This window comes from Mycolicibacterium sp. XJ870, from assembly GCF_053483975.1.
In genome coordinates this window covers 2,309,608-2,335,752 of sequence record NZ_JBEFTI010000001.1, presented here as the reverse complement: position 1 = coordinate 2,335,752, position 26,145 = coordinate 2,309,608, and the positions used below count along the sequence as shown (strand labels likewise).

Here is a 26,145-nt window from a genome sequence, read left to right as displayed (position 1 = left end):
GACCTTGGCGCTGGCGAGACCTGTCCCGTCGCCGCTGCCGAAGAACGTGCGGACCCGCATGACGGTGAACGCGCCGACCACCACCACCACCGCGATGAGCAACGGAATCCAAAACCGCTTTGCCAGTCCTGAGATCGAGAACTGTTTGCCCCGTGAGTGTTTCGTAGCGTTGGTCATCACCGCACAGCACCGCGTGGGGAGTGCTGCGCGGTGGCCGGCCCCGCTGCCGGACGGCCGACACGACCCCGGATGTGGTAGCTCCTGTGCGCCATGTTCACCTCAATGTGCCTCGCCGTCTCCACCGGTTGGCTAAGTTAGCGAGATATTAGCTTATTTAACAGAATGCCAAAACGCAGACTTCTTGTGATGCTCGGCCCACCGAGCCCGCCCAGTGTTGCCGCCAGTGTCACCCGATCGCATAAGGATTGGTCCCCGTGTTCGGTGGGTCCAACCGCGCTGGGCGCAATTATGCGGGAGTGCCGGTGGTGACGCAGGTTACGAATTGCCGAAGCTTTCGCTATTCGTCCGATTGGGCGGGCAGCGAAAACCATGTCTGCGAAAGCGCGGACCTACCGCCAGTTCCACACAGACATGTCGTCCGGCGGGTAGCTAGTGCAGATATCGGTGGTGTTGGCCGCAACACCCTTGTTGTTGAAGAACAGTTTCGCCCAGTTCGGCCACATCCACGCCAACTGCTCGAAGAAGGCGTTGGTCGCCGTGTTCTCCGAGTACTGCCTGCGGCCGGCGTAGTCCATCGAGAAGAACCAATGGATCCGGTCCTTCGTGGCCTGCTGAACGTGGGCCGGCTTGTTGTTGAAGTCGATCATGTACCGCTCGTAGTACACGGGTTCCACGTCGCGGGCCGCAGCCATGATCTGCTCCGCGGTGCACGTCGTCTTGAGGATCCGGTTCGGGATCGGGTAGTCGTCGGTGGCATCGGCTGAAGCGATACCGGGGGCGGCGGCGAGGCTGCCGGCCACTGCGCACGCGGCCACTCCGGCGCGGATCAGATTACTCAGACTGCGGTTGAACATGTCACTCCAAAACTCTCGAATGTGGCCGGCCGGGTTCTCACCGTGACTGCGCTGCAGCCTGTTCCATGATGAAGCGCTGATCAGGGCAGTAGTAGTTGATGGCGGTGCCGAGGAACTGCCAGTGCTGCGCTGTGCTGCTGTCCTTGTCCAAGTTCTTGCCGACAAACGCGGCCGAGTCGTCGGCGTTCCGGTCGACACCGTTGTGCAGTCGCTTGCACGCGATCTTGGCGATCCACGCGTTGTAGTCGCGCTGCCCGTAGATGCCGTAGGTGTGCAGCTCATTGGCGAAGTCCGTGTCGATTTCGGCATGCGCCGGGGCCGCGAACGTGAGTGCCGCGGCAGCACCGAGTACTGCCAACCCTGCAAGCTTCATGCGGTGGATCTTAGTGCATCTAACTCTCGCGTGGTCTGGCATCCCGCTCAGCCGATCGCCAGCAGTAGCGGGACGTGTTGTTCGGCGCTGGTCAGCGAACCGTGGTGGCCGATCAACGCCGATTCCAGCGGTTCGGCGTTGCGGCGCAGCAGTGCAGCGCAGCCCCGTGCGGCGGCCACGACGTCCCCGATGCGCGGGATTACGCCGTCGCGGATCCGTTCACCGAACCAGCCCGCGGCGATCGCCTCGTCCCGCGACAGCACCCACGCGGTCTCGGCGAGAGTTTCGCGCCAGGCCGCGAGCACGTCACCGGCGCTGCCGTCGACGGTATAGACGTGCCGCGCCCGCGGTTCACCACCCACGGCCTGCACACCTTCGTGCAGCGCTGCGCTGGAGTCGATGTCGACGACGGCCGCCGGATCGACGGTGACCATGCCGTGGTCGGCGACCACTGCGAGTAGGCCGCCCGGCGGCAGTGCCTCCACCACCGATTCCACCAATCGGTCGACTTGGCGCAATTGCATCCGCCAGGCGATCGAACCCGGCCCGTGCAGATGACCGACCTGATCGAGCTCGCTGTGATACCCGTAGCAGAATCCGCCCTTTGCGACGACTCCGGACACTGCGGCGGCCAGCTCGCCGATCGCGTGTACGCCGATGTAGTCGCCGCCGCGCAAGACGGCGCGAGTGAGTCCGGAGCGCGCGAACTCCGCGCCGGATACGACGCTGACCGCGACACCCGCGGCTGCGGCCCGCTCGAAGGTGGTCGGCAGGGGCTGAACGCTCTCGGGCCGGACGGTGTCGCGCAGGTCGTCCCCCCACGGGTGGGGCCGCCACCGCAGCGCGTTGATCACGTCGACCGCCGGGCCGGCGTCGGGAATCCGGAAGGAGTAGCCCACCAGGCCGTGCTCGCCCGAACGACAGCCCGTGCCGAGGGCGGCCAGCCCGGCCGCCGTCGTCGACGGAAACCCAACCTGCAGGGTCTGTCCTCGCAGCCCCGCCAACACCGGTGCGTCGGCGGCGTGCGTGTCCAGCAGTTCGGCACCCAATCCGTCGATCAGCAGGACACAGGCGCCGCTGATCGGTCCGGGCAGATCGATCCGCGCGGGAAAGCCGGCCACGCCCATGGCCGCGAGCACGGCGGGAACCACATCGGCCAGGTGGGGGAGGACGGGATCGGGCTGCGGCGCATCCACATCGCGAGCCTGCCACAGAACGCACAGCAGGCGGTGAGGCCGACCACTCCCGCGTGGCCGGTACGCTGACGGTTTATGAAGCCGATCAAAGCAGCGACCGCCGTCGCCGCGATGGCGATCGTCGCGGGCGGGGCGTTCAGCGGCATCGCAAGCGCTGATCCGCCCCCACCGGCTCCCGCTCCCGTTCCGGCACCCGCACCGGGACCACCGCCGGCTCCGGCGACCGCAATCGACCATGACGGCATATTCGTGGTCGGAACCGATATCGAACCCGGCACCTACGCATCGGCAGGCCCCGTCGAGAACGGCACCTGCTACTGGAAGCGAATGGCTGACCTGCACGGCGGCGACATCGTCGACAACGCTTTCAGCAAGAAGCCGCAGACCGTGCTGATCGACGCCACCGACAAGGCCTTCAAGACCAGCGGATGCCAGACGTGGCAGAAGACCGACGCGGCACCGCCTGCGGCACCCGCCACCGGCGCTGTTCCGGCGCTCGTCGCCAAGGCCAAACTGTGGGCCTGGCTGAATTCCCTGAACAACAACGCGCGTCAATTCGACGGTTCACAGGTGCCGCTGCCCTGACGTAAGCCTGGCCGATGACTGGGCCGCCACACCATTGCGGCCCGGATGGCCGGCTCTCGCCGACACGCCGTGTCGTCGCTGGCAAGCGCACCGGAAGCCAATCCCGCGCGCGATGGAATTGCTTTGCTGCGCAACATAACCCGTCTTACCGGCGCCGGGTTCTCAGCCGTTGTCCAGAAACCGCACAGGTCCATGCGGGCGTGCTTGGAACGGCGACGCTGATAGTCTGCGAAAGCTGCCGGTTGCCAGATCGCGGGACCGCGATCCGCCCGGCCAGGCGCGGCAATGGCGCAGTCGAATCGGCGTGGGTGGGGATACGGAAAGAGTGTTGTGCGCGGCGCAGAGATCAAGGCCCTGACGGGACTGCGCATCGTCGCTGCCGTGTGGGTCGTGCTGTTTCACTTCCGGCCGTTGTTGTACGAAGCTGCACCGGATTTCACCGAAGCGCTCGCACCCATCCTCGATCGCGGGGCGCAGGGCGTCGACCTGTTCTTCATCCTCAGCGGTTTTGTGCTCACCTGGAACTACTTCGACCGGATGGGTCCGGCCTGGTCGACCCGGGCCACCCTGCATTTCCTGTGGCTGCGACTGTCCCGCGTGTGGCCGGTTTATCTGGTCACCTTGCATCTGGCCGCTCTATGGCTGATCTTCACCCTCAATGTCGGCCACGTGCCGCCGGAAGACACCAGCGGCTACAACGCGGTCAGCTACGTGCGTCAGCTCTTCCTGGTGCAGCTGTGGTTCCAGCCCTACTTCGACGGGTCGAGCTGGGATGGCCCGGCGTGGTCGATCAGCGCGGAATGGTTGGCCTACTTGCTCTTCGGAGCATTGATCCTGGTGGTCTTCCGGATCGCCCGTGCAACCAGAGTCAGAAGCCTGGTCTTTCTGGCGATCGCCGCTTCACTGCCGCCCGTGGTGTTGCTGATGGCCACCGGCCACTTCTACACGCCGTGGAGTTGGCTGCCGCGGATCGTCATGCAGTTCACCGCAGGTGCGCTGGCGTGCGCGGCCGTGCGCAAGCTGCACCTGACCGATCCCGCTCGGCGTCGTGCCGGCTACCTGACGATCCTGCTGGCCGTCGTCATCGTCGGCGGGCTTTACTTCTTCGATGCGCATCCGTTGAACACGGCGGGCGACGCCGGCGGCCTGGTCGACATCCTGTTCGTGCCGCTGGTTGTCGCGATGGCGGTCGGTTCCGGCAGCCTGCCGGCGTTGCTGTCGACGAGACTGCTGGTGTATGGCGGGCAGATCTCATTCGGCCTGTACATGGTGCACGAGCTGGTGCATACGGCGTGGATTTGGACGGTCAAGCAGTTCGAGCTCACCTTGTCACCGGACCTTGGGGGGAAGGCGACCCTGGTCGGACTTCTGGCGATATCGGTCCTCGGGGCGGTCCTGCTGTACCACTTCGTCGAGGAACCGGCGCGGCGGTGGATGCGCAGGATGGTCGACATCAGACCCGCGGATCCCGGTAACAGCAAGCTGCACCGGATCGATATCGATATCGATATCGATGAAGAGTCCCAGAACCGGCACACCCCGGTTTCGGCCCGTGCCGGATGACCTCGGAGCGCCCTGAATTATGCTGCCCGACAGGTTGTTATGGGCTCGTTATCGCCGCGTCATCGTCGGCTGGGAGTCTGATCGAGAATCGCGGTGCGGGACGGGTGCGTCTCACCGGCAGTGGAGGTAGCAGTGAGTCGTCTGACCACTTTCATCGTCTCGCTTGGCCTTCTGGTCGGGTTGTTTGCGCATGTTCCCGCGCAGCGGTACACCACATCGGGCCTGGACCCCAGGATCAACCACATCGCGGTGATCGGCGACTCGTACACCACGGGTAGCAACGAGGGCGGGCTGGGGCCGAAGGGCTGGGCCACCCTGGCCTGGGAGCAACTGGCACGTCGCGGGATGCAGGTGACTGCCGATGTCGTGGCCGAAGGCGGTGCCGGCTACGTGGTGCGGGGCAATCGTGGCAGCATCTTTGTGGATCTGACGGCCAGGGCAGTGCAGCCCGACGATTCCCTGGTGGTGTTCTACGGGTCCCGCAATGACAAGGACGCCGACCCGGTGGTAATCACCCGCATGAGTCACGACGCCTTGGCCCTGGCTCGGCGCATCGCGCCGTCGGCACGGTTACTGGTCATCGGCCCGCCGTGGCCGACCGCTGATGTGCCGCCGACGATGCTGCAGATCCGCGACATCCTGAGAACCCAGGCTCGCGAGGCCGGCGCGACGTTCATCGACCCCATTCAGGAGGGCTGGTTCGTCGGGCGGCCGGAACTGATCGGTCCCGACGGTGTGCACCCGACGGATGCCGGCCACGCCTACATGGCGGACAAGATCGCCCCGCTGATCGGCGACCAACTTCCGCGCTGGGTCTGATGCCCCCGCCGCCGCTCATCGTTTATACGGACGAAATCGCTTATCTGACAAAGGTATTCATGCGCCGGTGCGGCGGCTCGCGAGTTTCTTGAGGTCGTCGGGAAGCGCGTCGGCACGCAGAATCTCCGGCAACAGGTGCGCCTCCAAGGTCATTGCACGGAACACCAACCCGACGGTGACGTCGTGGTCCGGTCGCTCGGTGACCACGATGGGGTCCCCGGCACGCACCGTTCCCGGATTCACCAAACGTGTGTAGGCACCTGGAATCGCCGCCTTGGTAAAGGTTTTCATCCCGCCGTTGATCTGCAGCCAGGCTGCAAACGTCCGGCATGGGATCCGCGGGCAGCTGACCTCGAGTTCGAGACCGTCCGATCCGACGCGCCACCGCTCGCCGATGCGGGCGTTGGTGACATCGATACCCGCAGTGGTGAGGTTCTCCCCGAACATCCCGTTGGAGATCTCCCGGCCGAGTTCCGTCTGCCAGTTGTCGAGGTCTTCGCGAGCGTAGGCGTACACCGCCTGATCGTCACCGCCGTGAAACTGCGGGTTTCCGATGGAGTCGCCGACCAATCCACTGCCAAGGCCACCCTGCATCGGTCCGGGCGCGCGCACACCGACCGCCCCTTCGACCGGCCGTTTGTCGATACCGGTCAGGGTCTTCTCATTGGCCGGATTGGCCCGCAGTTCGGCCACGTTGACGGTCAGAACGCTCGGCATGCGCCAAGAGTAATGGGGCCTTTACAACAGCGGCGTCGCGACGCGATTCGGCGAGACCGGCGGTGGGACCTTCAGGCACAACCCGGTCTGGGTGTCGAGTTGCAGTCCGGGCAGGCAGAACGAGGCGCATCCATTGGTCACGCCGGTCTCACCAGGCAGGCACGCCGCACTGACTGCCGGTGTCCCGATCGTGCCCACCGCCATCGGTGCTGCCGCCAGTAACGCGACAGAAAACGCCGCGAAAACTCCCCGCCACCCTGGACTCGCCATCCCGACTCCTACCCATGTCGTCGCGCCTCCGCCGCAGTCTAAGTGTCAGCGGCGGGGTTGACCGGCAGTTGGCGGCAAAGGTTGCGACGGGCGCGGCTCCGTCGGTTACCGTCACCTGCTTGTGCAGACCCTCATCGACTTCGACAGCGCACCGATCTTCGCGATCCCGAAGGTCGGTGACGGCACTGTGCGGGAAGGCATGCTCCTCGAAGGGCCGCAGGGTTGGGGGGAGTTCAGTCCGCGGCCAGGCGACCGCTCGATCGTCCGCTGGCTGACCGCGGCCACCGAACCCGGCACGGTCGGCTGGCCCGACCCGGTGCGCGGGCGAGTGCCGATCGCCGTCACCGTGCCTTCCGTCGATCCCGCCCGCGCGCACCAGATCGTCACGGCGGCGGGCTGCCGGACGGCCTCGGTGGAGGTCGGTGCGGGCGCACTGGCCGACGACATTGCGCGGGTCGAGGCGGTGCGCGACGCGCTCGGCCCCGGCGGTACGCTCCGCTGCGACGCGCGCGGGCGTTGGGACCCCGACACCGCCCCTGCAGCGATCGCTGCACTCGACGCAGCGGCCAACGGCCTGGAGTTCATCGAGCAGCCGTGCCTCACGATCACCGACCTGGCGGTAGTGAGGCGCAAGGTGGACGTCCGCATCGCTGCGGACGAATCGGTCCGCGATGCCGAGGATCCGGTCCGGATCCAGCTGGGCGAGGCAGCCGATGTCGTGGTTCTGACCTGCGGACCGCTTGGGGGCGCGCGCCGCTCGCTGCGGGTGGCCGAGGCATGCGGGTTGCCGTGCGCGGTCACGTCCGCGCTGGAGACCAGCATCGGGTTGGCCGCGGGCCTCGCGCTCGCCGGCGCGCTTCCGGAGTTGCCATTCGCCTGCGAGCTCGGCACCAGACGTCTGCTGGCCGGCGATCTAGTCGCCGAATCGCGCTCGCTGATCCCCGTCGACGGTTATCTGCCGGTGGCCCCGATGCCACCGGCCCCACAACCGGATCTTCTCGAGCGCTACTCGGTGATCGACCCGCAACGGGTGGCGTGGTGGCGGGAGCTTGTGCGGGCCGCTGCCGCCGCAGCCTGACTTGCGGCTGTCAAAATCGAGTAGCCCACTACGCATGTGCGGGTCGGGGCGGCAACTTGAAGATCGGATGGGCAGCAACCCCAGATTTTCAAGGTCCATGGAGGATGACATGTCGCTGTTCGCCAAACTCACGGAGTTCAGAGCCGTCAAAACCCAGGACGGGCAGGGCGTCGACGAGCTGAGTATCAGCAGAGCTGATGGGTTTCAGTTCGAATCGATATCGATGTGCCAAGGCGATGTCGTGGATCTGGACCGGCTGCTGCCGTTCGACGGCGAACTCGAAATCGTGTTGAAAGAGATCGACCCGCAAACTGACGACGAGCAGAATCTCGGGTCGGTGGTCATTCGATCCGACGAATTGGGTCACGGTGATGTGACCCAGCAATTCCTGGGCGCCGGTGCCCGTTATGACCTGACCTACAAGGTGATCTAGACGCGAATCAAGCGCCGCGTGCACCGAAGTGGGAGCCGCACCGAAATTGCAGCCAGGGACGAAATCAACGCCGTTTTTGTCCCTGGCTTCAACTTCGATGCGGCCCGAGGCCGTGTCTGACAAGTTTTCGTGTCCCGGCTTGGCAGTGCCCGTGGCGTGCTGTGCCGAGCCTGCAGCTTATGCACATGAAACGGCACTGAACACCGCGGAAACCTACACGTTCGCCACAGTGTTGGGCTCATGACATCACCGACGTCCTAATCCTGCACTGCCTTGGCGATGGCCACGCAGGTGGTCAGCCAGCCCGGGTCCGGCTCCACACTCTCGGTCAGCTCCCACATCGCGTTGTGCATCATTCGGACGATCACCCAATCGCGGGCGCGGTCAGCGTCCAGGCCGGCGGCGTCGACCAACGCAGAGAACCGGCGCCGGACCCCATCCCGCACATAACCGGCCAATTCATCCCATCGGTTCCACAGCATCGGTGCGATTTCGTAGTGCGGGTCGCCGTTCATCGGCTTGGGATCAATCACCAGCCATGGTTCCCGGTCGGCGGCAAGCACATTCTCGTAGTGCAGGTCGCCATGGATGACGCAGCTGCTGGCGCGCGGATCGGTACACAGTTCGGTACCGAGGGAGATCGCCTGTTCCACCAGTCGGCGCGGGACCGGCGCGTTGCGGGGGAGTGCGGCCAGCCCGGTGGTCCATCGCTCGACCAGTTCGGTGAGCGACCGCAGCTGCGGAAGAGCAGGTACGTGGATCCTGCCGTACAGCGCCGCGACGATCTCGCATGCCTCAATGTCCCAGAGCTCGTTGAGATTTCGCACATGCAACCGCTCGAGCAACATGGCCCGCCGGTGCGGCTCGGCCCGCAACAACCGGACCGCGCCGTTTCCCGCCCATCGGCGCAGCACAAGGTGCTCGTGTTCGGACTCGTCATCGGGGAAGCCGATCTTCAGAACCGCCGAAACCCCGTCGCGGGTGCGGGCAGGCACCACGATCGAGCAGTAACCGGACATCGCGTCGCCATCAGGGGTGAGTTGCCACTCATCCAGCTGGTCCCGCACGAGCCGGGGCAGGGCATCGACCCAGGCCTGCCACAGCGGCCCACGCGTGGCCATCGTGCGGACCGCGCCGGGCAATTCGATCATCTCGCCCATCGTCGCACGCACCCCGGACTGCCCCGCCCGCGTCCGGTTTTGACAGACTGGTGCACATGGCACAGATAACCCTGCGTGGAAACCCCATCAACACCGTCGGCGAGCTTCCCGCTGTCGGCGCCCCGGCCCCCAGCTTCACCCTGACCGGCACCGATCTCGGCGCGGTCACCAGCGAGCAGTTCCGCGACAAGGCCGTGCTGCTCAACATCTTCCCGTCGGTCGACACCCCGGTTTGCAGCGCCAGCGTGCGGACCTTCAACGAGAAGGCCGCGGGCAGCGGTGCGACCGTGCTGTGCGTGTCGAAGGATCTGCCGTTCGCGCAGAAGCGGTTCTGTGGCGCCGAGGGCATCGAGAACGTCACCGCCGCCTCGGCGTTCCGCGACAGTTTCGGTGAGGACTACGGCATCACCATCAGCGACGGCCCCATGGCCGGCCTGCTCGGGCGTGCGGTCGTCGTGATCGGCGCCGACGGCAAGGTCGCCTACACCGAACTGGTGCCCGAGATCGGCACCGAGCCCAACTACGACGCCGCGCTCGCCGCGCTCAAGTAGCCGTCCGGGCGGTGGCCGGTCGCCTCAGACCGGCCACTGCTCGCGCCGGTGCGCAGCGTCGAAGAACATCCACTCGTATTTCGCAGTCACGACGAAGTGGGCCCGTGCGGCCGCTTCCTCCGACGCACTGAGCGTCGGTCCGACCCGGTCGGTCAGAGCCAACACCTCGGCCACCGTCGCGGCGAATTCATCGCCGCCGTAACTGTCGATCCAGCGCTGATAGCGCCGATCGGCCGATCCCCGTTTCAGCAGTTCGGCCCCGACGCGGGCATAGATCCAGTAGCACGGCAGGACCGCGGCCAGCCCGTCGGCGAAGCTGCCGCCGTACGCGGTGGCGATCAGGTAACTGGTGTAGGCGCGTGTCGTGGGGGAGACCGGCACCGCGTCCAACTCGGCGGGATCCAGCCCGAGTTCCGGTAACAGCTCGTTGTGCAGACCGAGTTCGACATCGAACACCTCGGCGGCATGGCGAGAGAACATCGCGGTGTCGGCCAACGTGGGAGCCTTGGCCGCCACGATCGCCAGCGACCGGGCGTAGTCCCGCAGGTAGTGCGCGTCCTGGGCCACATACTGCGCGAACGCCTGCTCGTCGAGCGTGCCGTCGGTCAGTCCGGTCACAAACGGGTGCGAAAGAATCGCTGCGAACGTGGGCTCGATTTCCTGCCACAGCCGGGCAGACCAGGATTGCTGAGTCATCGGTCCATCTTGTCAGCACTGCCGAATATGGCTGGACCGTCACACCTCCGGCGAGCGCAGACTGATCCGCGAGATTGCTTGGATCACCGTTCGGTCACGGTATGGCATCTGATCAACGTTGTCCCCCATAACGATTGGGCATTCTCGGCAGTGGACGGTACAAATAGCTGACGCTGCTGAGAGCGACCAGCAGACAGCGTGGTGTTTCGCCGTGGTCGAGGGAGTTGGTGTTCGGATGAGGCGCACGTATGCCCTCGTGGTGAGCCTGGCCCTGCTCGTTGCTACTCCAGGACTTGCCGTGGCCGCCCCGTTGGACCGGCCGGCCGGTAATCAGCAGTTCGTGGAACGTGTTATCGCGCGCGCACTTTCGCAGCGCGGCGTGCCGTTCAGCTACGGTGGCGGCGATACAAACGGCCCGACGCGCGGTGTACCGCGCGGCGTCCCCGCCGGTGGCCTGACCTCCACGGCCCCCGGGCTGCCTCCAGCCACCCCGGCGCTGCCCCCGGCCGCGCCTGGATTGAGCATGCCGACGGTGACCACCCCGAGCATCGGTGTCCCCGCAATTGACCCGTCGGCCAACGTTGTCGGGTTCGACGCCTCCGGGCTCATCGTGTACGCCTTCGCCGGAGCCGGGGTGAAGATGCCGCGCTCCTCGGGCGAGCAGTACAAGGTGGCCCAGAAGGTGCTGCCCTCCCAGGCTCTCCCGGGCGACCTGATCTTCTACGGTCCGGAAGGCACGCAGAGCGTCGCGCTGTACCTGGGCAACGGCCAGATGATCCAGGGCACCGATCCCGCGGTCACCGTGACGCCCGTCCGCACCGAGGGTATGACGCCATACCTCGGCCGGATCATCGCCTGACAAACGCCCCACTTCGCTCCGTAGTGTTGAGCTGCGGATAACGAAGGGCGGCCACGATGAACGAGACACCTGCACGCACGGTCTTTCCCGGCATCAGCTCCCGCGCATGGGAACATCCCGCAGATCGGACCGCGCTGTCTGCGCTGCGCCGGCTCAAGGGTTTCGACCACCTCCTCAAATTGCTGTCCGGGATGCTGCGCGAACGTCAGCACCGGCTGCTGTACCTGGCGAGTGCGGCGAGGGTGGGTCCGCGTCAGTTCGACGACCTCGACGCATTGCTCGACGACTGTGTGCAGGTTCTCGACGCTGCGGTGCGTCCGGAGTTGTTCGTCACGCAGTCGCCCATCGCCAACGCATACACGATCGGGATGGACGAACCGTTCATCGTCATCACCTCCGGCATGTACGACCTGATGTCGCCCGACGAGATGCGATTCGTCATCGGGCACGAACTCGGCCACGCACTGAGCGGTCATGCGGTGTACCGCACCATGCTGATGCACCTCATGCGGCTCGCATCGTCGTTCGGCTTCATCCCGATCGGCGGCTGGGCTCTGCGCGCCATCGTCGCGGCGTTGATGGAATGGCAACGCAAATCAGAACTTTCGGGGGATCGGGCGGGACTGTTGTGCGGCCAGGATGTCGACGCGGCCATTCGAGTCGAGCTGAAACTGGCCGGCGGGGAGAGGCTCGACAAACTCGACTCCCAGGCGTTCCTGGCCCAAGCGCAGGAGTATGAGCGGACCGGAGACATGCGCGACGGCTTGCTCAAGCTGCTCAACCTCGAACTGCAGACCCATCCGTTCTCGGTGCTACGCGCTGCGGCGCTGACCAAGTGGGTAGACACCGGGGGATACGGCGCGGTCATGGCCGGCGAGTATCCGCTGCGGTCCGACGACGACAAGGTTGGGTGGAACGAAGATCTGAGTGCCGCCGCCCGGTACTACAAGGACGGATTCGACCAGTCGAACGACCCGCTGGTCCGGGGGATGCGCGACGGTCTCGGTGGCCTGGTCGACGGGGTCGGACAGGCGGCGACGAACGCGGCCGACTCGGTGGGCCGCAGGATCTCCGAGTGGCGCCGCAATGCGCGACGCGACGACGACGGGTAGGGCCGGATGGGTGGTATGCCGTAACGGCAACGGTAAGCCCCTAGACTTGCCGGGTGGGCATTCTGTTTGGCTTCGCGCCGTGGATCATTTACTGGGTACTCGTCGGCAACGTGCCGTTCCTCATCGCCGTGCTGGTGGCGCTGGCGGCGGCGATCGCCACGTTCGTCATCAGCCGGATCTCTGGCGGTGCGGGCCGCACGCTGGAGATCGGTGCGCTGGCCACCTTCGTCGTGTTGACAGTGCTGACGCTCGTACTCAGCCAGGACGTGATGGAGCGGTGGATGCAGCCGCTGAGCAATGCCGGGATCTTCGTGGTCGCGCTCGTCGGCGCGCTCGTCGGCAAGCCGTTCGTGCGGGAGTTCGCGGAAGCTGGTCAGCCCCCGGGTGTTGTGGAGAGCGATCTGTTCAAGCGGATCGTCGCGCTTCTGACCTGGATCTGGGTCGGCGCCTTCGCCGGGATGACCATCTCGTCGGCGATACCGCCGATCGTGCAGGGCGATGCGACGATCCTGGACACCAAGACTCCGCTCTCGTTCATCTGCTACTGGGTCATCCCGTTCATTCTGCTGGGCCTGGCCGCGCTGGCCTCCCGGATCCTGCCCGACCGGATGACCGCGGGGATGAACGACATCGTCCGCAAGACGACGTTCGTCGCCTTCAGCGAAGCGGAGATCGATCAGCTCTACTACCTCGCCCAGGAGCATGCCAACCGCGAGGTCGGTGCCGGGCAGGAGGCTTACGACGTTCGAGTTGGAGGCTCCGGAACTCCGCTGCTCGGGGACGAGAGTCGCGTGTCGTGGCCCTCGACGTACAAGGTGCGCGACCGGAAGCGGTGAGCGCGCGGTCAGCTATTTGGTGCCGAAGATCCGGTCACCGGCGTCGCCGAGACCAGGCACGATATAACCGTGCTCGTCGAGTTCGCGGTCCAGCGCCGCGGTGAAGATCGGCACTTCCGGATGGGCTGCCTGCATGGCGGCCACGCCTTCCGGACAGGTCAGCAGGCAGACGAACTTGATGGATTTCGGCCGGTGCTCCTTGAGCCGGTCGATTGCGGCCACCGCCGAGTTGCCGGTGGCCAGCATCGGGTCGACCACCACCACGTCACGCTCGTGCAGATCGTTTGGCATCTTGAAGTAGTACTCCACCGCAACAAGGGTTTTCGGGTCGCGGTACAGGCCGATATGGCCGACGCGGGCGTTCGGCACCACGCTCAACATTCCGTCGAGGATTCCGCTGCCCGCCCGCAGGATGGAAACGAAAACCAGCTTCTTGCCGTCGATCACCGACCCCGTGGTGGATTCCAATGGGGTCTCCACTTCGATCTCGTGCATCGGCATATCGCGCAGCACCTCGTAGGCCATCAGCTTCGAGATCTCGGTCAAGAGCTCACGGAATCCCTTGGAGGACACTTCTTTCTGACGCATCAGTGTGAGCTTGTGCTGGACCAGTGGATGGTCGATGAGATGCAGGTTGCCCATCATGTCCTCCTAGAACACCGTGCCGTCGCTATCGATGGACAGTGGCGGCCGGCCGGCGCGCAGCCGCTGGGCCAGCGCGCGACCCGCCGCCCAGGTGCCGCCTTCGAGCACGCAGGCCAGCGGCAGTTCCGGCCTGTCGAGTTCTGCGCGCACCAGAGGCGCGAGTTCGTCCAGCAGCGCCACGGTCAGCGCCCGCCACTCGACCACCAACTCGTCACCCACCGACCAGATTTGCGTGGCCATCGTGGGCTCCCGCAATTGAAGGACCGCGGTGTCGAGAAGCAATCCGCCGTTGCGGTATTCGGGTAGGCCGGTCAACGCATCGAGATCGGTGACCCGCACGCCGGCCCATTCGAACGGCTCCAACAGTGAGTAGGTGAGCCATTGCGACAGTTTGTGAAACGGCATCCAACCCTGCGACTGTGCCGGCCCGGGAACCGCCGGGTGGCGCCAGCAATCGCCGAGAGGATGGCCGTCAATGGCGTTGTCGGCCAGCCAAACCCCGGACAAAGAGACCAGCAGTTGGGAGAGGATGTCGTGGGCCGCGACGGTGGTGCCGGCCAGCGCGTCGAACAGCCCGCCCGGACGACTGTGCTTTCCGAACACTTCGGGTCGCGCTGTCATCGCCGTACCGAGTCGACGCAGAAGCTGCACGCGGCCATGCAATCCGAGCAGGGGATTGTCATCGCTGACCTGGAATGCCTGGGCGAGTCGGTCTACGTCGAGGCACTCCAGTCCCGCGGCGTCGGCCTGCAACGGATGCGCGGGATCGCTGGAGAACAACCCGCCGCAGAAGGCGTGCCAGCTCGCCACGCCGAGGCCCTCGGAGCGGGAGAACCGCTGGCCGGTGGCGACTTCGGTGTACTCCCAGTCCGGACCGGCACCGGCGTCGAGCAGCACGCTGACGAGGGTCAGGTCGATCATCGCCCTGGCGCTGGATGTGACGTCCAAACCTGCTAACAGAGTGTCCATCTCGGTCTTGCGGTCGATTCCGCCCGCTTCGAAATGGCGCCACCGGCTGTGGTAGGGGATGTCGAGATCGGGGTAACGCTGCCGGGTGACCGTTGCGACTTCACGTGCCGCGCCGTGCAACGCATCGTCGTCAACCACGAACCACGCCGATTCGCCGGCACGGGCGCGCTGCAGCAGATAATTCGAACGTTCGCGGATTGCGCGGGTGGTGCGCAGGGTGGCGACGGCGGACTTCGCCTCGGTGTCGGTGGTGGTCATGGAACGAGTCCGCGACCCTTGGCGATCTTCAACTCGTCGGCGCCGGGAACCGGGCCCGGCGTGAAGTAGCCTGCGGCCATTTTGGCGTCGATTTCCACGCGAGCGTCGGCCGGGATCAAGTCGTCGGGGATATTGACCCGTTCGCCGACCTCGATACCGGAGCCGGTGATGGCGTCGTACTTCATGTTGCTCATCGAAACCAGCCGATGGATTTTGCGAATCCCCAGCCAGTGCAGGACATCTGGCATGAGTTCCTGGAACCGCATGTCCTGCACACCGGCCACGCATTCAGTGCGCGCGAAGTACTGGTCGGCGGTATCGCCGCCGACCTGTCGCTTCCGGGCGTTGTAGACCAGGAACTTGGTGACCTCGCCGAGCGCACGGCCCTCCTTGCGCGAATAGGACACCAACCCGACGCCGCCACGTTGCACGCCCTGGATGCACTCTTCGATCGCGTGGGTGAGATAGGGCCGGCAGGTGCAGATGTCGGAACCGAACACGTCCGAGCCGTTGCATTCGTCGTGCACGCGGGCGGTCAATTCCACGGCGGGATCGGCCAGATCGCATGCGTCTCCGAAGATGTAGAGGGTCTGCCCGCCGATCGGGGGCAGGAACACCTCCAGGTCACCGCGAGTGACCAGTTCGGGGTACATGCCGCCGGTCTCTTCGAACAGCACACGGCGCAGCGTGGTTTCGCTGCAACCGAACCGTGCGGCGACGCCGGGCAGGTGCCAGACCGGTTCGATGGCCGCCTTGGTGACCAACGCCGCCCCCGTGGCCAGCAGGACGTGACCGTCGGGGCGTAGTCGGCCCTTGGCGATCGCGTCAGCGATCTCGGGCAGGAAAACGTGCGCCTTGGTGACCGCGATGGTCGGACGGATGTCGTAGCCGGCCGCCAGTTCCGCGGTGAAGGCGTCGGCGACCATCGCGCCCCACGGGTCGAGACTGACGATCGTGCCGGGCTCGCTCCACTGTGGATAGGGGCCGATCACATCGGTGGGCGACGTGTTGGTCAGATCGGCCCGATGTGCCGGGGAGAGCGCACCGGCCGCGACCGCCAGGGCCCGGTACACACTGTAGGAACCGCTGTGGGTGCCGATGACGTTGCGATGCGCCCGGGTGGTCGTCGTACCGATGACCGGGCCGCGTTCGGCTGCCGTCGCCGCGCCCCACTGGATCGTCGGAGTATCCGCGTCGCCGCTGTGCGAGGTCAGCCGGATGTGCCGGGAAGTGCCCTGGGCCGGCGCCGCCGACGCGGCAGGACCCGATTCAGTGATCTCGTCGCTGACCATCACGTCGCTTCCTTCCCCCGTGCACATGCCCGGACGAGCCTCCAGTCAACCGTGAATCGACCGGTCGCGCAGCGGTGACACCCAAGGGGGATAGGCGAATGTGGTCGGCGGGTACACCGGAAGAATGAGGGCTGATGGTCGGGCGGGTCTCCGGCGCTGGTGCGCGGCGGCGATCGTCGCCGCCGCCGGCGTCCTGACAGTTCAGTGCTCGTCGTCCCCGCCCGCTCCCACGTCGTCCCCGCCCGCTCCCACGCCGTCCCCGCCCGCTCCCACGCCGTCCCCGCCCGCTCCCACGCCGGCCCCGCCGGAAACCTCACCACCCGCATCGACCACGACACCGACGCGTGCGCCCGTCCCCGCCACCGTGCATCCGGTCGCCACTGCCGAGTTGGGCGCCACCTGGCGACCTGGCTGCCCAGTGGGGCCGGAGCTGCTTTCACGCGTCGAACTGAATTTCGTCGGGTCGGACGGCCAGACCCACCGCGGTTCGCTCGTCGTGCACAAAGAGCTTGTGCGGGAAGTAATTGCGATCTTCGATGAGCTGTATCGGCAGCGCTATCCGATCGCGACGATGCGCACCGTTGACCACTATCCGGGGGCCGAGGATGAATTGTCCATGCGGGACAACAACACCTCGGCATTCAACTGCCGCGGGATACCGGGATCGCGGAGTTGGTCGCTGCATGCCTACGGCCGCGCCATCGACGTGAATCCGCTGGTCAATCCATACATCGACAGCCGGGGCGGATTCCAGCCCGCCAATGCGGCACCATATCTGGACCGCACCCGCACCGACCCCGGCATGCTGCGTGCAGGTGATCCCGCGGTGCGTGTCTTTACCGATCGCGGCTGGCGCTGGGGTGGCTATTGGCGGTCACCCATCGACTACCAGCATTTCGAGATGCGGTGAGTGCTGGGCCCAAGCTCAGCGCGCCATCGTGAACTCCCGGTCGATCCGCGTCAACTTCTCGGGATTGCGCACGTAGTACATGCCGGTGACCAGGCCGTGGTCGATGCGCAGCGCCACAACGCCGTCGAGCTCGCCGTCGATCCGGGTGATCATCGCGGGGTGGCCGTTGACCAGGATGGGCTCGAAGGTCATGTCGCCGGAGAACCTGCGCAGGCCGGAGGCAAACACCCGGGCCACCCGGTCGGCCCCCACGATGGGCCGCGGGAATGCCTGTTTCAGGCCGCCGCCGTCGCCGATCGCCACCACATCGGGCGCAAGGATGTCGAGAAGGCCCTGCAGATCACCGGTTTCGACCGCGCGCTGGAACGCTGCGAGGGCGCTGCGGGTCTCGGCGTCGGACACCACCTCACGCGGCCGCCGCGCGGCGACATGCTCCCGTGCCCGGTGTGCGATCTGGCGGACCGCGGCAGGGCTCTTGTCGACTGCCTCGGCGATTTCGTCGTAGTCGACGTCGAAAACTTCGCGCAGCACGAACACGGCGCGCTCGGTCGGCGTGAGGGTTTCCAGCACGAGCATCATCGCCATCGACACGCTGTCCGCGAGTGCGACGTCGTCGGCCACATCCGGTGAGGTCAACAGCGGCTCCGGCAACCATTGGCCGAAGTAGGACTCTTTGCGGCGGCTGAGCGTGCGGATCCGGCCGAGTGCCTGCCGGGCAGCGATGCGCACCAGGTACGCGCGGTGATCGCGCACGGTGTCGAGATCCACGTCCACCCAGCGCAGCCAGGTCTCTTGCAGGACGTCTTCGGCGTCAGCCGCCGATCCGAGCAGTTCGTAGGCGACGGTGAAGAGCAAGTTGCGATGCGCGACGAATACCTCGGTGGCGGGGTCCGGGCGGCTGTCCGCGGTCATGCTTCGGGCGCCTCCTGTCTCGTGGTTGTTGTTCACACCCACTAGACACCGGCCGGCGCCGGTTTGTGACATCGCGTGGGTAGTGTCGGCCAGGTGCGGTGGATCGTCGACGGCATGAATGTGATCGGCTCTCGCCCGGACGGCTGGTGGAGAAACCGCAGGCAGGCGATGGCACGCTTGGTGGGCCAGCTTGAGCGCTGGGCTTCGGCGGAAGGCCACTGTGTGACAGTGGTGTTCGAGTCGCCGACCTCGCCGCCGCTCGAGTCGGCAGTCGTGGAGATCGGCCATGCGCCCGCGGCGGGGGCGAACTCCGCCGACGACGAGATCGTCCGCTTGGTCCGGGCCGACGCCACCCCTGCCGAAATCACCGTGGTGACCTCGGACAGCACGCTGGCCGAGCGGGTCCGCACCGCAGGCGCGTCCGTGACTGCAGCGGCCGGTTTCCGTAATCTGATTGATCCGGTTGGCTAGCTGGCTATCGTCACGCCATGCGCGAGAACGCCATGAGCATCGGCGGTGTCGACCTTACCGATCCGGCGACCTACGAGGCAGGCACGCCGTTGGAGGCTTTTCGGAGGCTGCGGCAGCGCGCGCCCGTCGGGTGGCATCCGTACAAGGACGGACCGGGCTTCCTGGCCCTCACCGGTTATGACGAGATTCTCGCGGTGTCGCGGGACAGCGCAACGTGGTCGTCCGAGCAGACCGGCGTGTTCTTCGACGTTCCCCGGCCCGAGGACTCCTACCAGTTGAGCCTCATGATGCTGACAATGGACCCGCCACGGCACACCGCCCTGCGAACATTGGTGAGCAAGGGATTCACGCCGCGTCAGGTCGCCCGGCTCAACGAGCGCATCGGACATCTGGCACATCAGATCGTCGATGATGTGCTCGAGCGCGGCGAGTGCGATTTCGTCACCGACGTCGCCGGTGCCCTGCCGTCGTTCGTGATCGCGGAATTGCTCGGCATTCCGCATGACGACGGTCGTCGGCTCTACGAGTTGACCGAGATCATGAACTCCGAAAACGTCGGGACCGCAACCGGAGACGTGGAGCACGTCCAGTTGGAGATGTTCCAGTACGCCGCCGCACTCGCGGAAAGCAAGCGCGCCGCCCCGGGCGATGACATTGCCACGTCGCTGCTGCATGCCGAGGTGGACGGCCAACGTCTCACCGATCTGGAGTTCAACCTGTTCTTTCTACTGCTGATCAACGCCGGCGGTGACACGACCCGCAACCTGGTCTCAGCAGGCACCCTGGCGCTACTGGAACACCCCGCTGAGCAGACGCGACTGTCCGATGATCCAACCCTGCTGTCCAGCGCTATCGAAGAAATGCTGCGCTACGTCAGCCCAGTCACCGTATTCGCGCGCACAGCTACGAAAGACACCGAGTTGCGCGGTGTTCCCGTCAAGAAGGGCGACCGGGTGGCCATGTTCTACCCGTCGGCGAACCGCGACGAGACCCGTTTCCACGACCCTGACCGCTTCGACATCGGCCGAGACCCCAACCCGCATCTGGCTTTCGGCGGTGGGGGCACGCATTACTGCCTCGGCGCGAATCTGGCACGGGTGGAGGCCGCCGCGATCTTCCCCGAGATATTGGCGCGCATGAACGATCTCGAGCTCACCGGGCCGGTCGAACGGGTGCGCTCGAACCTGATGAGCGGGATCCGGTCGATGCCGGTACGGTTCACGCCGGCGTGAAACGAGCGGAGTCCAGCTCACCGTCGATGATCAACTGCCGCAGGGATTTCCGGTCGAACTTGCCGCTGGGCAACGTCGGTATCAGATCGCTGGTCGCAATGGCCCACCGCGTCGGAACCTTGTAGGCCGACAGCCGCTCGCGAGTGCGGTCCGCCACCGACTGGACGTCGAGCTGCGCGGCCGGGACCACCACCGCGCACACCTCCTCGCCGCGCTCGGGATCGTCGATTCCCACAACCACGCATTGCGCGACGTCGGTGAACTCCTCGATGACCGCTTCAACCTCAAGCGGTGACACGTTTGCGCCGGCGGCCTTGATGAGGTCGGTGGTGCGACCGACATAGAACAAGCGGGGGTCGTCGGTCTTGCGGTAGACGCGATCGCCGGTGTGATACCAGCCGTTTTCGTCGAACGTCTCGGGTCGCTCGCGCTTGTTGTATCCGGCCATCACACCGATGCCTCGGATGAGGAGTTCGCCGGTGACACCGGGGGCGACGGGCCGGCCGTCCTCGCCGACGATCTGCATATCCGTGTAGGCGAATCCGCCCGCGGTCTCAGACATGGTGCGGTGTACCGGAAACCCGTCCGGCACATCTGTCATCGCGATGTCCAACGGGCCCTCCCGAAGCATCGGTGCGCTGCTCAGATCGCGAGTGGGGAAGGACGGATGTTCACGTAACCGCTGGGTGAACGCGGGCCATCCCACAATTCCGGTGACCTGCTCACCTTCAGCCAGATCGAGCGCTGTTTCGGCGTCGAGTTTGGGCATCACCACAAGGGTTACCGGTTCATGCAGCGCGCCCATCGCGGCGAGCAACCCGCCGACCCAGAAGAACGGCATGGCGCACAGAATTCGGGCTTGCGCTTCGGAATGGGTGATGGCGCGGATGGCGCTTGGCCACGTCGAGGTCTGCCGGACAAGCGTGCCGTGGGTATGAAGCACGCCTTTCGGGTCGGCGGTGGACCCCGACGTGTGGATCATGACAGCGAGGTCGGCAGGGGAGACCTCGGCCTCGACGGCGGACAGCACCTCCTCGGGCACGCCCGCGGAAGCGTCGTCCCAGTGGGTGGCCCACGCCCGGTCGGTGTGCCCGGTCACCGTGATGCAGCGCAGGTACGGAGCGCCGCCCAGCGCCAGCCGGCCGGACTGTTGACCGGCAAGCCCCGGCAACGCGGCCTCCAAACGCTCGGAGACATCGATATTCAGAACGCGGCCGGGCGCCACCAGCAGTCCGATATCGGCCAGCCGCAACACTTTTGCGATTTCGGCCGGGGTGTACAGCGTGCTCAGCGGTACGGCCACCGCACCGATCCGCGACACCGCGAGCCACCAGACGATCCAATCGGTGCCGTTGGCGAAGAACAGGCCGACGCGACTGCCCTTGCCCACCCCCTTGTGCAGGAGCCAGCGTGCAGCGCGGGCCGACCGCTGCTCGGCAGCCTCATACGTCAGCCTTGCGGTGGGGGTTACGAGATAGGTGGCCTGGCCGAACTCCCGAACGCTGCGCTCGAGGAGTGCGGGGATCGTCAACGGTGCTTGCGTCACCCGCCCATCTTCTCCAATGGGAAATTCCGGCGAGCGGGCTACTCCACGAGATCAGCGTCGGCCGGGCCGAACAAGTACAGGTGGTCCAGGACCGGAGTCGGATCGTCCGACCAGTTCATGGCAGCCAGCTGGGCGCGGCTGCGTCGTCCCGTCCGCCAGCGCAGGGACTCGAATCGGGTTGTGGACAGCCGTATTTCGGGCCCATCCGCGGGCCCGCTGCGGTACTCGGCGTCTTCCACCGCCACGACGAGCGGCACCGGGGGGCGAAGCATGTTGAGCAGCTGGTCCGAGACGTCGTGTGCGGCGGCGGAGTCCCGTGCCCCAGGTCGGCCGAGGGCACCGCGGATGTCGTGCTCGTGCACGACGATGTCGCCCAACGGAGGTTTCAACCCGTCGGTTTCGGCCAGGTGGTCCAACTGAGCAGCCGCTTCATCCCAGGCCGACAGGATGCCGTTGACATCATGATCGGCGAACCTGGCGATCTGGGCGGCCGTCTGTTCGTCGGTGGGCGCTCCCGCCAGGCGTCCGCTGGTCCAGTCCTCGGCCACGGCGGTCATGTGGGCCACCACATCGCGCACCGACCATCCGGGACAGGCCGCAACAGCGGCGCTCCAGAACCTGTCCGATCCCGCTAGCAGGGCGAGGATCCGTTCCCTCGTCTCCTGGTAGCGGCGGGCGCTCTGTACCGGATCAGTGACTGCCACAGGAATCACATCCTTGGTCGCGAGGGGGCCGCGGATCGTGCGGATCGTTGGGGTCCGGGTCGCCGAACCACCGCGACGGTTGACGTTCGGCGTAGGTGTCGTGCCAGGACCACCATTCGTAGGGCTTGGTCTGTGGGTAGCCGTCCGGTGAGTCCTCCCACGTCTCCTGGCGCCCGAGCGCGGTCATGTCGAGGAAGTCCCAGGTGTTGACGAACGTCTCGTCGCCGCGGTTGTCGATGAAGTACGTCCGGAACACCCGGTCGCCATCCCGGATGAACGCGTTGGTGCCGTGCCATTGATCGACGCCGAAGTCGACGTCGAAGGCGCCGTCGGGTCCGGGCACGATCGTGTACCACGGATGGTTCCAGCCCATGCGTGCCTTGATCCGCTGGAGGTCAGCTTGCGACCCGCGCGAGGCGTAGACGAGCGTGGTGTCCCGGGCGTTCAGATGGGCGAGGTTGGGGATGTGGTCGGCCATCAATGAGCAGCCGATGCAGCCGTGCTCAGGCCAGTCGTCCACGCCGGGATCGAGGAAGGCCCGGTAGACGATCAGCTGACGCCGACCATCGAAGAGGTCGAGCAGCGTCACCCTGCCTTCCGGCCCGTCGAACTCGTACGGCTTCTCCACGGGCGTCCACGGCATCCTCCTGCGCTGGGCGGCCAAGGCGTCACCTGCGCGGGTGTGCTCTTTTTCCTTGACGAGCATGTCCTTGAGCGCGGCCTGCCATTCCTGTGCCGACACGATCGGAGGGGTCTGCATATGTGTTCTTCCCTTCCTCAAGAGGCTGTGTTCAACATTCAACATATCGGTTGAATATCTGTCTCCAGCACACCACGGGATGCCGCTATAGTCAACAATGTGGTTGAAGATCAGGTGCTGGATCGGACGTACTCGGCGCTCGCCGATCCGACCCGCCGTTGGTTGTTGGAGACTCTGCGCCAGGGCGACGCCCGGATCAGTGACCTGGCCGATCCCTTACCCATGACGTTCGCCGGAGTCTCGCGCCATATCGGCGTGTTGGAATCTGCGGGTCTCGTGCGTCGGGAGATTCGCGGCCGCGAGCACTGGCTGTCCCTGAAACCGGACGGCTTGACGGTGGCCCAGCGCTGGATCGACGAGCAGGCCGACTTCTGGAACACACGTGCGGACGCGCTCGAGGAGCGGCTTCGCCGGAAGGGACGCAACCGATGACCGATGGGGTGACAGTTCGCGTTGAGCGGGTCATGCCGGCCACCCCGGATGTGGTGTTCGACGAGTGGCTCGATCCGGAGTCATTGGCGGACTGGATGTGTCCGCGCCCGGTCTACTGCGTCGCCGTCACCGTGGAACCTCATGTGGGCGGCAGAGTTCGCTTCGACGTCGATGATTCGGGCACCAGTGTCCTGATAACCGGTCAGTTCCTGACCGTCGACCGCCCGCGCGTGCTGCGCTTCACCTGGAGCAACTCGAACTGGTCGGACCCCACGGTGGTCAGTGTGGTCAACGTCGCGTTCGAGCCGGTCGGCGACGAGGAGACCCTCATGTCGATCGAGCATTCTCTGCTACCGTCTGAGGAATACGACGACTTCCACAACGGCTGGATACTCACTGCCGAGCAGCTTGCCGCGGTTCTCGAACGCCGGTGATCAGGAACACTTCACAGGTAGAAGGACTGATTCTCCTCGCGATTTAGACTGCGGTCATGGATAGCGGTTCCCGGGTTCAATACGAGGCTCCGTCTGGCCTACTGCGGATCGAGGACTGCCTCGACGCTGCCGGCGGCATCGTGCTGCCGCCGGGCACCAACCTGATATCGCTCATCGACCGCAACATCGCCAGCGTCGGCGACTCGGTGGCGTATCGCTATCTGGACTACCGCCACGCCGAGGGTCAAGCCGTCGAGCTGACCTGGAACCAGTTGGGCGCCCGGCTGCGGGCGCTCGCCGCCCACTTGCAACGGGTGGCAAGCCCAGGGGACAGAGTGGCGATCCTCGCGCCACAGGGCCTCGATTACGTCGCCGGATTCTTCGCCGCGATCAAGGCGGGGACGATAGCGGTGCCACTGTTTGCGCCCGAATTGCAGGGGCATGCCGAGCGACTCGAAACCGCGCTCACCGATGCCCGCCCCAGCACGGTGCTGACGACCGCGTCGGCAAACGCAGCGGTGCAGGCATTCCTGTCGAAACTGCCGACCAGCCGTCGTCCGCAGGTCGTCATCATCGACGAGGTACCCGATTCGGTGGGTGATGGGTTCATTCCGGTCGAGGTCGATGCCGACGACGTCTCGCATCTGCAGTACACGTCGGGTTCGACGCGACCGCCGGTCGGCGTGGAGATCACCCATCGGGCGGTCGGCACCAATCTGTTGCAGATGATCCTCTCGATCGATCTGCTGAACCGAAACACCCACGGGCTGAGCTGGTTACCGCTCTACCACGACATGGGTCTGTCGATGATCGGGTTCCCGGCGGTCTACGGTGGCCACTCCACGCTGATGTCGCCAACCGCCTTTGTCCGGCGGCCACAGCGCTGGATTCAGGCATTGTCGGCGGAGTCGTCGTACGGCCGCGTGATCACGGCCGCACCGAATTTCGCGTACGAGTGGACCGCTCAGCGTGGCGTGCCTGCGGCGGGGGAGGACATCGACCTCAGCAATGTGGTGCTCATCATCGGTTCGGAGCCGGTCAGTCCGGGTGCGATAGCGACATTCAACAAGGCATTCGCTCCCTATGGGCTACCCGCAACGGCATTCAAACCGTCGTACGGCATCGCCGAGGCGACCCTGTTCGTGTCGACAATTGCGCCCGCAGCCCAATCGTCGGTGGTCTACTTCGACCGCGAGCAACTAGCCGGAGGCCGCGCTGTGCCCGTCGCGGCCGATCATCCGCGTGCGGTCGCCCACGTGTCGTGCGGTCAGATCGCCCGCAGTCAGTGGGCCGTCATCGTCGACCCCGATATCGCCATGGAAGTGCCTGACGGTGAGATCGGCGAAATATGGTTGCACGGCAACAACATTGGGCGCGGGTACTGGGGCCGCCCGGACGAAACGCGCAAGACGTTCGGCGCGACACTGCAATCCCGACTTACGGCGGGCGGCCACGCCGAGGGCTCGCCGTCGGACGCCACCTGGCTGCGGACGGGTGATCTCGGGGTGTACCTGGGCGGTGAACTCTATGTCACCGGGCGGACGGCAGACCTGATTGTCATCGAGGGGCGCAGTCACTACCCGCAGGATGTCGAGGCGACGGTCGCGGACGCGTCAGAGCTCGTACGCCGGGGTTACGTCGCAGCGTTTTCGGTTCCCGGGAACGACGAATCTGCTGAACGTCTGGTGGTGATCGCCGAACGCGCGCCGCGCACCGGGCGTGCCGACCCGCAACCGGCGGTCGAGGCGATCCGGGCGGAGGTGGCTGCCAGGCATGGGTTTTCCGTCGCCGATGTGCGCTTCCTGCCGGCCGGTGCCATCCCGCGGACCACCAGCGGCAAGCTGGCCCGGAGAGCCTGCCGGAGTCAGTATCTGGACGGAACCTTGGGAGCGCACTAGGCCCGTCAGTTGCCGTACTGCGCCAGCTGATCGGTGAGTTCACGTGCATACGCAAGCTGCTTGGTGAGTTGTTCACATGCCTGCTGGGCGCGGGAGTGACACTCGGCAAGGTACGTGATGGCTTGCGCCCGTTCGGTTTTTGTCGCCGGTGCGTCCAGCGTCTCGAGGGCGGAGAGTAATTCACGCATCTCGTCGAGGGTGAAGCCGAGTGGCTTCATCCGGCGGATGGCGAGAAGCCGGTCGACGTCGGCGCCGGTGTACAACCGGAACCCGCCGCTCGACCGCGCCGACGGTGTGACCAGACCGACCTCGTCATAATGCCGGATGGTCTTGATCGAAAGCTCGGTTGCCGCAGCTACTTCGCCGATCTGCAGGCGTTCTTCCTCAGCGATGCTCATGG

Annotated in this window: 31 protein-coding genes; 15 read left to right on the top strand and 16 right to left on the bottom strand. The window is 65.8% G+C overall.

Annotated features, from left to right (window positions below; translation table 11 throughout):
* The 4 genes from ABQF30_RS11375 to ABQF30_RS11360 all read right to left on the bottom strand — a co-directional run.
* Positions 1-177, bottom strand: a 177-nt coding sequence (locus ABQF30_RS11375) for an MmpS family transport accessory protein (protein ID WP_448463638.1), incomplete at its 3' end; no start/stop codon positions are given.
* Between the two features lie 392 nt (positions 178-569).
* The gene (locus ABQF30_RS11370; RefSeq protein ID WP_448463312.1) at positions 570-1,034 is read right to left on the bottom strand and encodes a DUF5078 domain-containing protein; all 465 of its coding nucleotides are present in this window, start codon (positions 1,032-1,034) and stop codon (positions 570-572) included.
* Between the two features lie 37 nt (positions 1,035-1,071).
* Positions 1,072-1,407: a DUF732 domain-containing protein gene (locus ABQF30_RS11365; RefSeq protein ID WP_448463310.1), complete on the bottom strand. Its 336-nt coding sequence runs from the start codon at positions 1,405-1,407 to the stop codon at positions 1,072-1,074.
* 47 nt (positions 1,408-1,454) lie between these two features.
* Positions 1,455-2,603 carry an alkaline phosphatase family protein gene (locus ABQF30_RS11360; protein ID WP_448463308.1) on the bottom strand — a complete coding sequence of 383 codons (1,149 nt, stop codon included), beginning with the start codon at positions 2,601-2,603 and terminating at the stop codon, positions 1,455-1,457.
* A 75-nt stretch (positions 2,604-2,678) separates the two neighbouring features.
* Between ABQF30_RS11360 and ABQF30_RS11355 the strand changes: the two genes are divergently transcribed.
* The 3 genes from ABQF30_RS11355 (at position 2,679) to ABQF30_RS11345 (ending at position 5,570) form a co-directional block, all read left to right on the top strand.
* Positions 2,679-3,188, top strand: coding sequence for an Rv1352/Rv1906c domain-containing protein (locus ABQF30_RS11355; protein WP_448463306.1), 510 nt, complete (start codon positions 2,679-2,681; stop codon positions 3,186-3,188).
* A 285-nt stretch (positions 3,189-3,473) separates the two neighbouring features.
* Entirely contained in the window at positions 3,474-4,751 is a 1,278-nt protein-coding gene (locus ABQF30_RS11350; protein ID WP_448463304.1) for an acyltransferase family protein, read from the top strand.
* A 132-nt stretch (positions 4,752-4,883) separates the two neighbouring features.
* A complete protein-coding gene (locus ABQF30_RS11345; protein ID WP_448463302.1) occupies positions 4,884-5,570 on the top strand; it encodes an Rv0518 family GDSL lipase in 687 nt (228 codons plus the stop codon).
* 57 nt (positions 5,571-5,627) lie between these two features.
* On the opposite strand, the gene ABQF30_RS11340 is transcribed toward ABQF30_RS11345, so the two are convergent.
* Both ABQF30_RS11340 and ABQF30_RS11335 read right to left on the bottom strand, forming a co-directional pair.
* Complete coding sequence (locus tag ABQF30_RS11340; protein ID WP_448463300.1) at positions 5,628-6,287, bottom strand: MOSC domain-containing protein; 660 nt, start codon at positions 6,285-6,287, stop codon at positions 5,628-5,630.
* Between the two features lie 21 nt (positions 6,288-6,308).
* Positions 6,309-6,557 (bottom strand): hypothetical protein, encoded by a 249-nt coding sequence (locus tag ABQF30_RS11335; protein WP_448463298.1) that lies wholly within the window; start codon positions 6,555-6,557, stop codon positions 6,309-6,311.
* 121 nt (positions 6,558-6,678) lie between these two features.
* Between ABQF30_RS11335 and ABQF30_RS11330 the strand changes: the two genes are divergently transcribed.
* The gene (locus ABQF30_RS11330) at positions 6,679-7,635 is read left to right on the top strand and encodes an o-succinylbenzoate synthase (RefSeq protein WP_448463296.1); all 957 of its coding nucleotides are present in this window, start codon (positions 6,679-6,681) and stop codon (positions 7,633-7,635) included.
* 109 nt (positions 7,636-7,744) lie between these two features.
* Entirely contained in the window at positions 7,745-8,068 is a 324-nt protein-coding gene (locus tag ABQF30_RS11325; RefSeq protein WP_448463294.1) for a hypothetical protein, read from the top strand.
* A 257-nt stretch (positions 8,069-8,325) separates the two neighbouring features.
* Here the strand turns inward: ABQF30_RS11325 and ABQF30_RS11320 are convergent, their stop codons facing one another.
* Positions 8,326-9,219: an aminoglycoside phosphotransferase family protein gene (locus ABQF30_RS11320; protein ID WP_448463636.1), complete on the bottom strand. Its 894-nt coding sequence runs from the start codon at positions 9,217-9,219 to the stop codon at positions 8,326-8,328.
* Positions 9,220-9,284: 65 nt separating this feature from the next.
* Between ABQF30_RS11320 and tpx the strand changes: the two genes are divergently transcribed.
* Complete coding sequence (gene tpx, locus ABQF30_RS11315) at positions 9,285-9,779, top strand: thiol peroxidase (protein ID WP_448463292.1); 495 nt, start codon at positions 9,285-9,287, stop codon at positions 9,777-9,779.
* A 24-nt stretch (positions 9,780-9,803) separates the two neighbouring features.
* On the opposite strand, the gene tenA is transcribed toward tpx, so the two are convergent.
* Positions 9,804-10,475 (bottom strand): thiaminase II, encoded by a 672-nt coding sequence (tenA, locus tag ABQF30_RS11310; protein ID WP_448463290.1) that lies wholly within the window; start codon positions 10,473-10,475, stop codon positions 9,804-9,806.
* Between the two features lie 235 nt (positions 10,476-10,710).
* On the opposite strand from tenA, the gene ripD reads away from it, so the two are divergent.
* Genes ripD through ABQF30_RS11295 form a run of 3 tightly spaced genes read left to right on the top strand, consistent with a single transcriptional unit; the run spans position 10,711 to position 13,282 of the window.
* Complete coding sequence (ripD, locus tag ABQF30_RS11305; protein WP_448463288.1) at positions 10,711-11,334, top strand: NlpC/P60 family peptidoglycan-binding protein RipD; 624 nt, start codon at positions 10,711-10,713, stop codon at positions 11,332-11,334.
* A 56-nt stretch (positions 11,335-11,390) separates the two neighbouring features.
* Positions 11,391-12,446: a M48 family metallopeptidase gene (locus ABQF30_RS11300; RefSeq protein ID WP_448463286.1), complete on the top strand. Its 1,056-nt coding sequence runs from the start codon at positions 11,391-11,393 to the stop codon at positions 12,444-12,446.
* Between the two features lie 53 nt (positions 12,447-12,499).
* Complete coding sequence (locus ABQF30_RS11295) at positions 12,500-13,282, top strand: hypothetical protein (protein ID WP_448463284.1); 783 nt, start codon at positions 12,500-12,502, stop codon at positions 13,280-13,282.
* 12 nt (positions 13,283-13,294) lie between these two features.
* On the opposite strand, the gene upp is transcribed toward ABQF30_RS11295, so the two are convergent.
* From upp to ABQF30_RS11280, 3 genes are read right to left on the bottom strand one after another with little or no spacing between them, the layout of a single operon-like run.
* Positions 13,295-13,924: a uracil phosphoribosyltransferase gene (gene upp / locus ABQF30_RS11290; RefSeq protein WP_448463282.1), complete on the bottom strand. Its 630-nt coding sequence runs from the start codon at positions 13,922-13,924 to the stop codon at positions 13,295-13,297.
* 9 nt (positions 13,925-13,933) lie between these two features.
* A complete protein-coding gene (locus ABQF30_RS11285; RefSeq protein ID WP_448463280.1) occupies positions 13,934-15,154 on the bottom strand; it encodes a URC4/urg3 family protein in 1,221 nt (406 codons plus the stop codon).
* Entirely contained in the window at positions 15,151-16,446 is a 1,296-nt protein-coding gene (locus ABQF30_RS11280; protein ID WP_448463634.1) for a GTP cyclohydrolase II, read from the bottom strand. Before ABQF30_RS11280 ends, ABQF30_RS11285 begins: the two co-directional genes overlap by 4 nt.
* A gap of 124 nt (positions 16,447-16,570) precedes the next feature.
* On the opposite strand from ABQF30_RS11280, the gene ABQF30_RS11275 reads away from it, so the two are divergent.
* Positions 16,571-17,356 carry a M15 family metallopeptidase gene (locus ABQF30_RS11275; protein WP_448463278.1) on the top strand — a complete coding sequence of 262 codons (786 nt, stop codon included), beginning with the start codon at positions 16,571-16,573 and terminating at the stop codon, positions 17,354-17,356.
* 15 nt (positions 17,357-17,371) lie between these two features.
* Here the strand turns inward: ABQF30_RS11275 and ABQF30_RS11270 are convergent, their stop codons facing one another.
* Positions 17,372-18,268 (bottom strand): RNA polymerase sigma-70 factor, encoded by an 897-nt coding sequence (locus ABQF30_RS11270; protein ID WP_448463276.1) that lies wholly within the window; start codon positions 18,266-18,268, stop codon positions 17,372-17,374.
* Between the two features lie 93 nt (positions 18,269-18,361).
* Here ABQF30_RS11270 and ABQF30_RS11265 point away from each other — a divergent pair, with 93 nt between their 5' ends.
* Both ABQF30_RS11265 and ABQF30_RS11260 read left to right on the top strand, forming a co-directional pair.
* Positions 18,362-18,739, top strand: a complete 378-nt coding sequence (locus ABQF30_RS11265; RefSeq protein ID WP_448463274.1) for an NYN domain-containing protein — start codon at positions 18,362-18,364, stop codon at positions 18,737-18,739.
* Positions 18,740-18,756: 17 nt separating this feature from the next.
* The gene (locus ABQF30_RS11260) at positions 18,757-19,971 is read left to right on the top strand and encodes a cytochrome P450 (protein WP_448463272.1); all 1,215 of its coding nucleotides are present in this window, start codon (positions 18,757-18,759) and stop codon (positions 19,969-19,971) included.
* Here ABQF30_RS11260 and ABQF30_RS11255 read toward each other — a convergent pair.
* From ABQF30_RS11255 to ABQF30_RS11245, 3 genes are read right to left on the bottom strand one after another with little or no spacing between them, the layout of a single operon-like run.
* Positions 19,958-21,517: a class I adenylate-forming enzyme family protein gene (locus ABQF30_RS11255; protein ID WP_448463270.1), complete on the bottom strand. Its 1,560-nt coding sequence runs from the start codon at positions 21,515-21,517 to the stop codon at positions 19,958-19,960. The two genes, ABQF30_RS11260 and ABQF30_RS11255, sit on opposite strands and share 14 nt — an antisense overlap.
* 38 nt (positions 21,518-21,555) lie before the next feature.
* Entirely contained in the window at positions 21,556-22,221 is a 666-nt protein-coding gene (locus tag ABQF30_RS11250) for a maleylpyruvate isomerase family mycothiol-dependent enzyme (RefSeq protein WP_448463268.1), read from the bottom strand.
* Positions 22,208-22,981, bottom strand: a complete 774-nt coding sequence (locus tag ABQF30_RS11245) for a DUF899 domain-containing protein (RefSeq protein WP_448463267.1) — start codon at positions 22,979-22,981, stop codon at positions 22,208-22,210. The genes ABQF30_RS11250 and ABQF30_RS11245 overlap by 14 nt, the downstream gene beginning before the upstream one ends.
* Positions 22,982-23,080: 99 nt before the next feature.
* Here ABQF30_RS11245 and ABQF30_RS11240 point away from each other — a divergent pair, with 99 nt between their 5' ends.
* The 3 genes from ABQF30_RS11240 to ABQF30_RS11230 are packed head-to-tail and all read left to right on the top strand — an operon-like array spanning position 23,081 to position 25,745.
* A complete protein-coding gene (locus ABQF30_RS11240; RefSeq protein ID WP_448463265.1) occupies positions 23,081-23,413 on the top strand; it encodes an ArsR/SmtB family transcription factor in 333 nt (110 codons plus the stop codon).
* On the top strand, positions 23,410-23,847 hold the full coding sequence (locus ABQF30_RS11235; protein ID WP_448463263.1) for an SRPBCC family protein: 438 nt from the start codon (positions 23,410-23,412) through the stop codon (positions 23,845-23,847). Before ABQF30_RS11240 ends, ABQF30_RS11235 begins: the two co-directional genes overlap by 4 nt.
* Positions 23,848-23,903: 56 nt before the next feature.
* Entirely contained in the window at positions 23,904-25,745 is a 1,842-nt protein-coding gene (locus ABQF30_RS11230) for a fatty acyl-AMP ligase (protein ID WP_448463261.1), read from the top strand.
* 5 nt (positions 25,746-25,750) lie between these two features.
* Here the strand turns inward: ABQF30_RS11230 and ABQF30_RS11225 are convergent, their stop codons facing one another.
* A complete protein-coding gene (locus ABQF30_RS11225) occupies positions 25,751-26,143 on the bottom strand; it encodes a MerR family transcriptional regulator (protein ID WP_448463259.1) in 393 nt (130 codons plus the stop codon).
* Positions 26,144-26,145 lie beyond the last annotated feature (2 nt).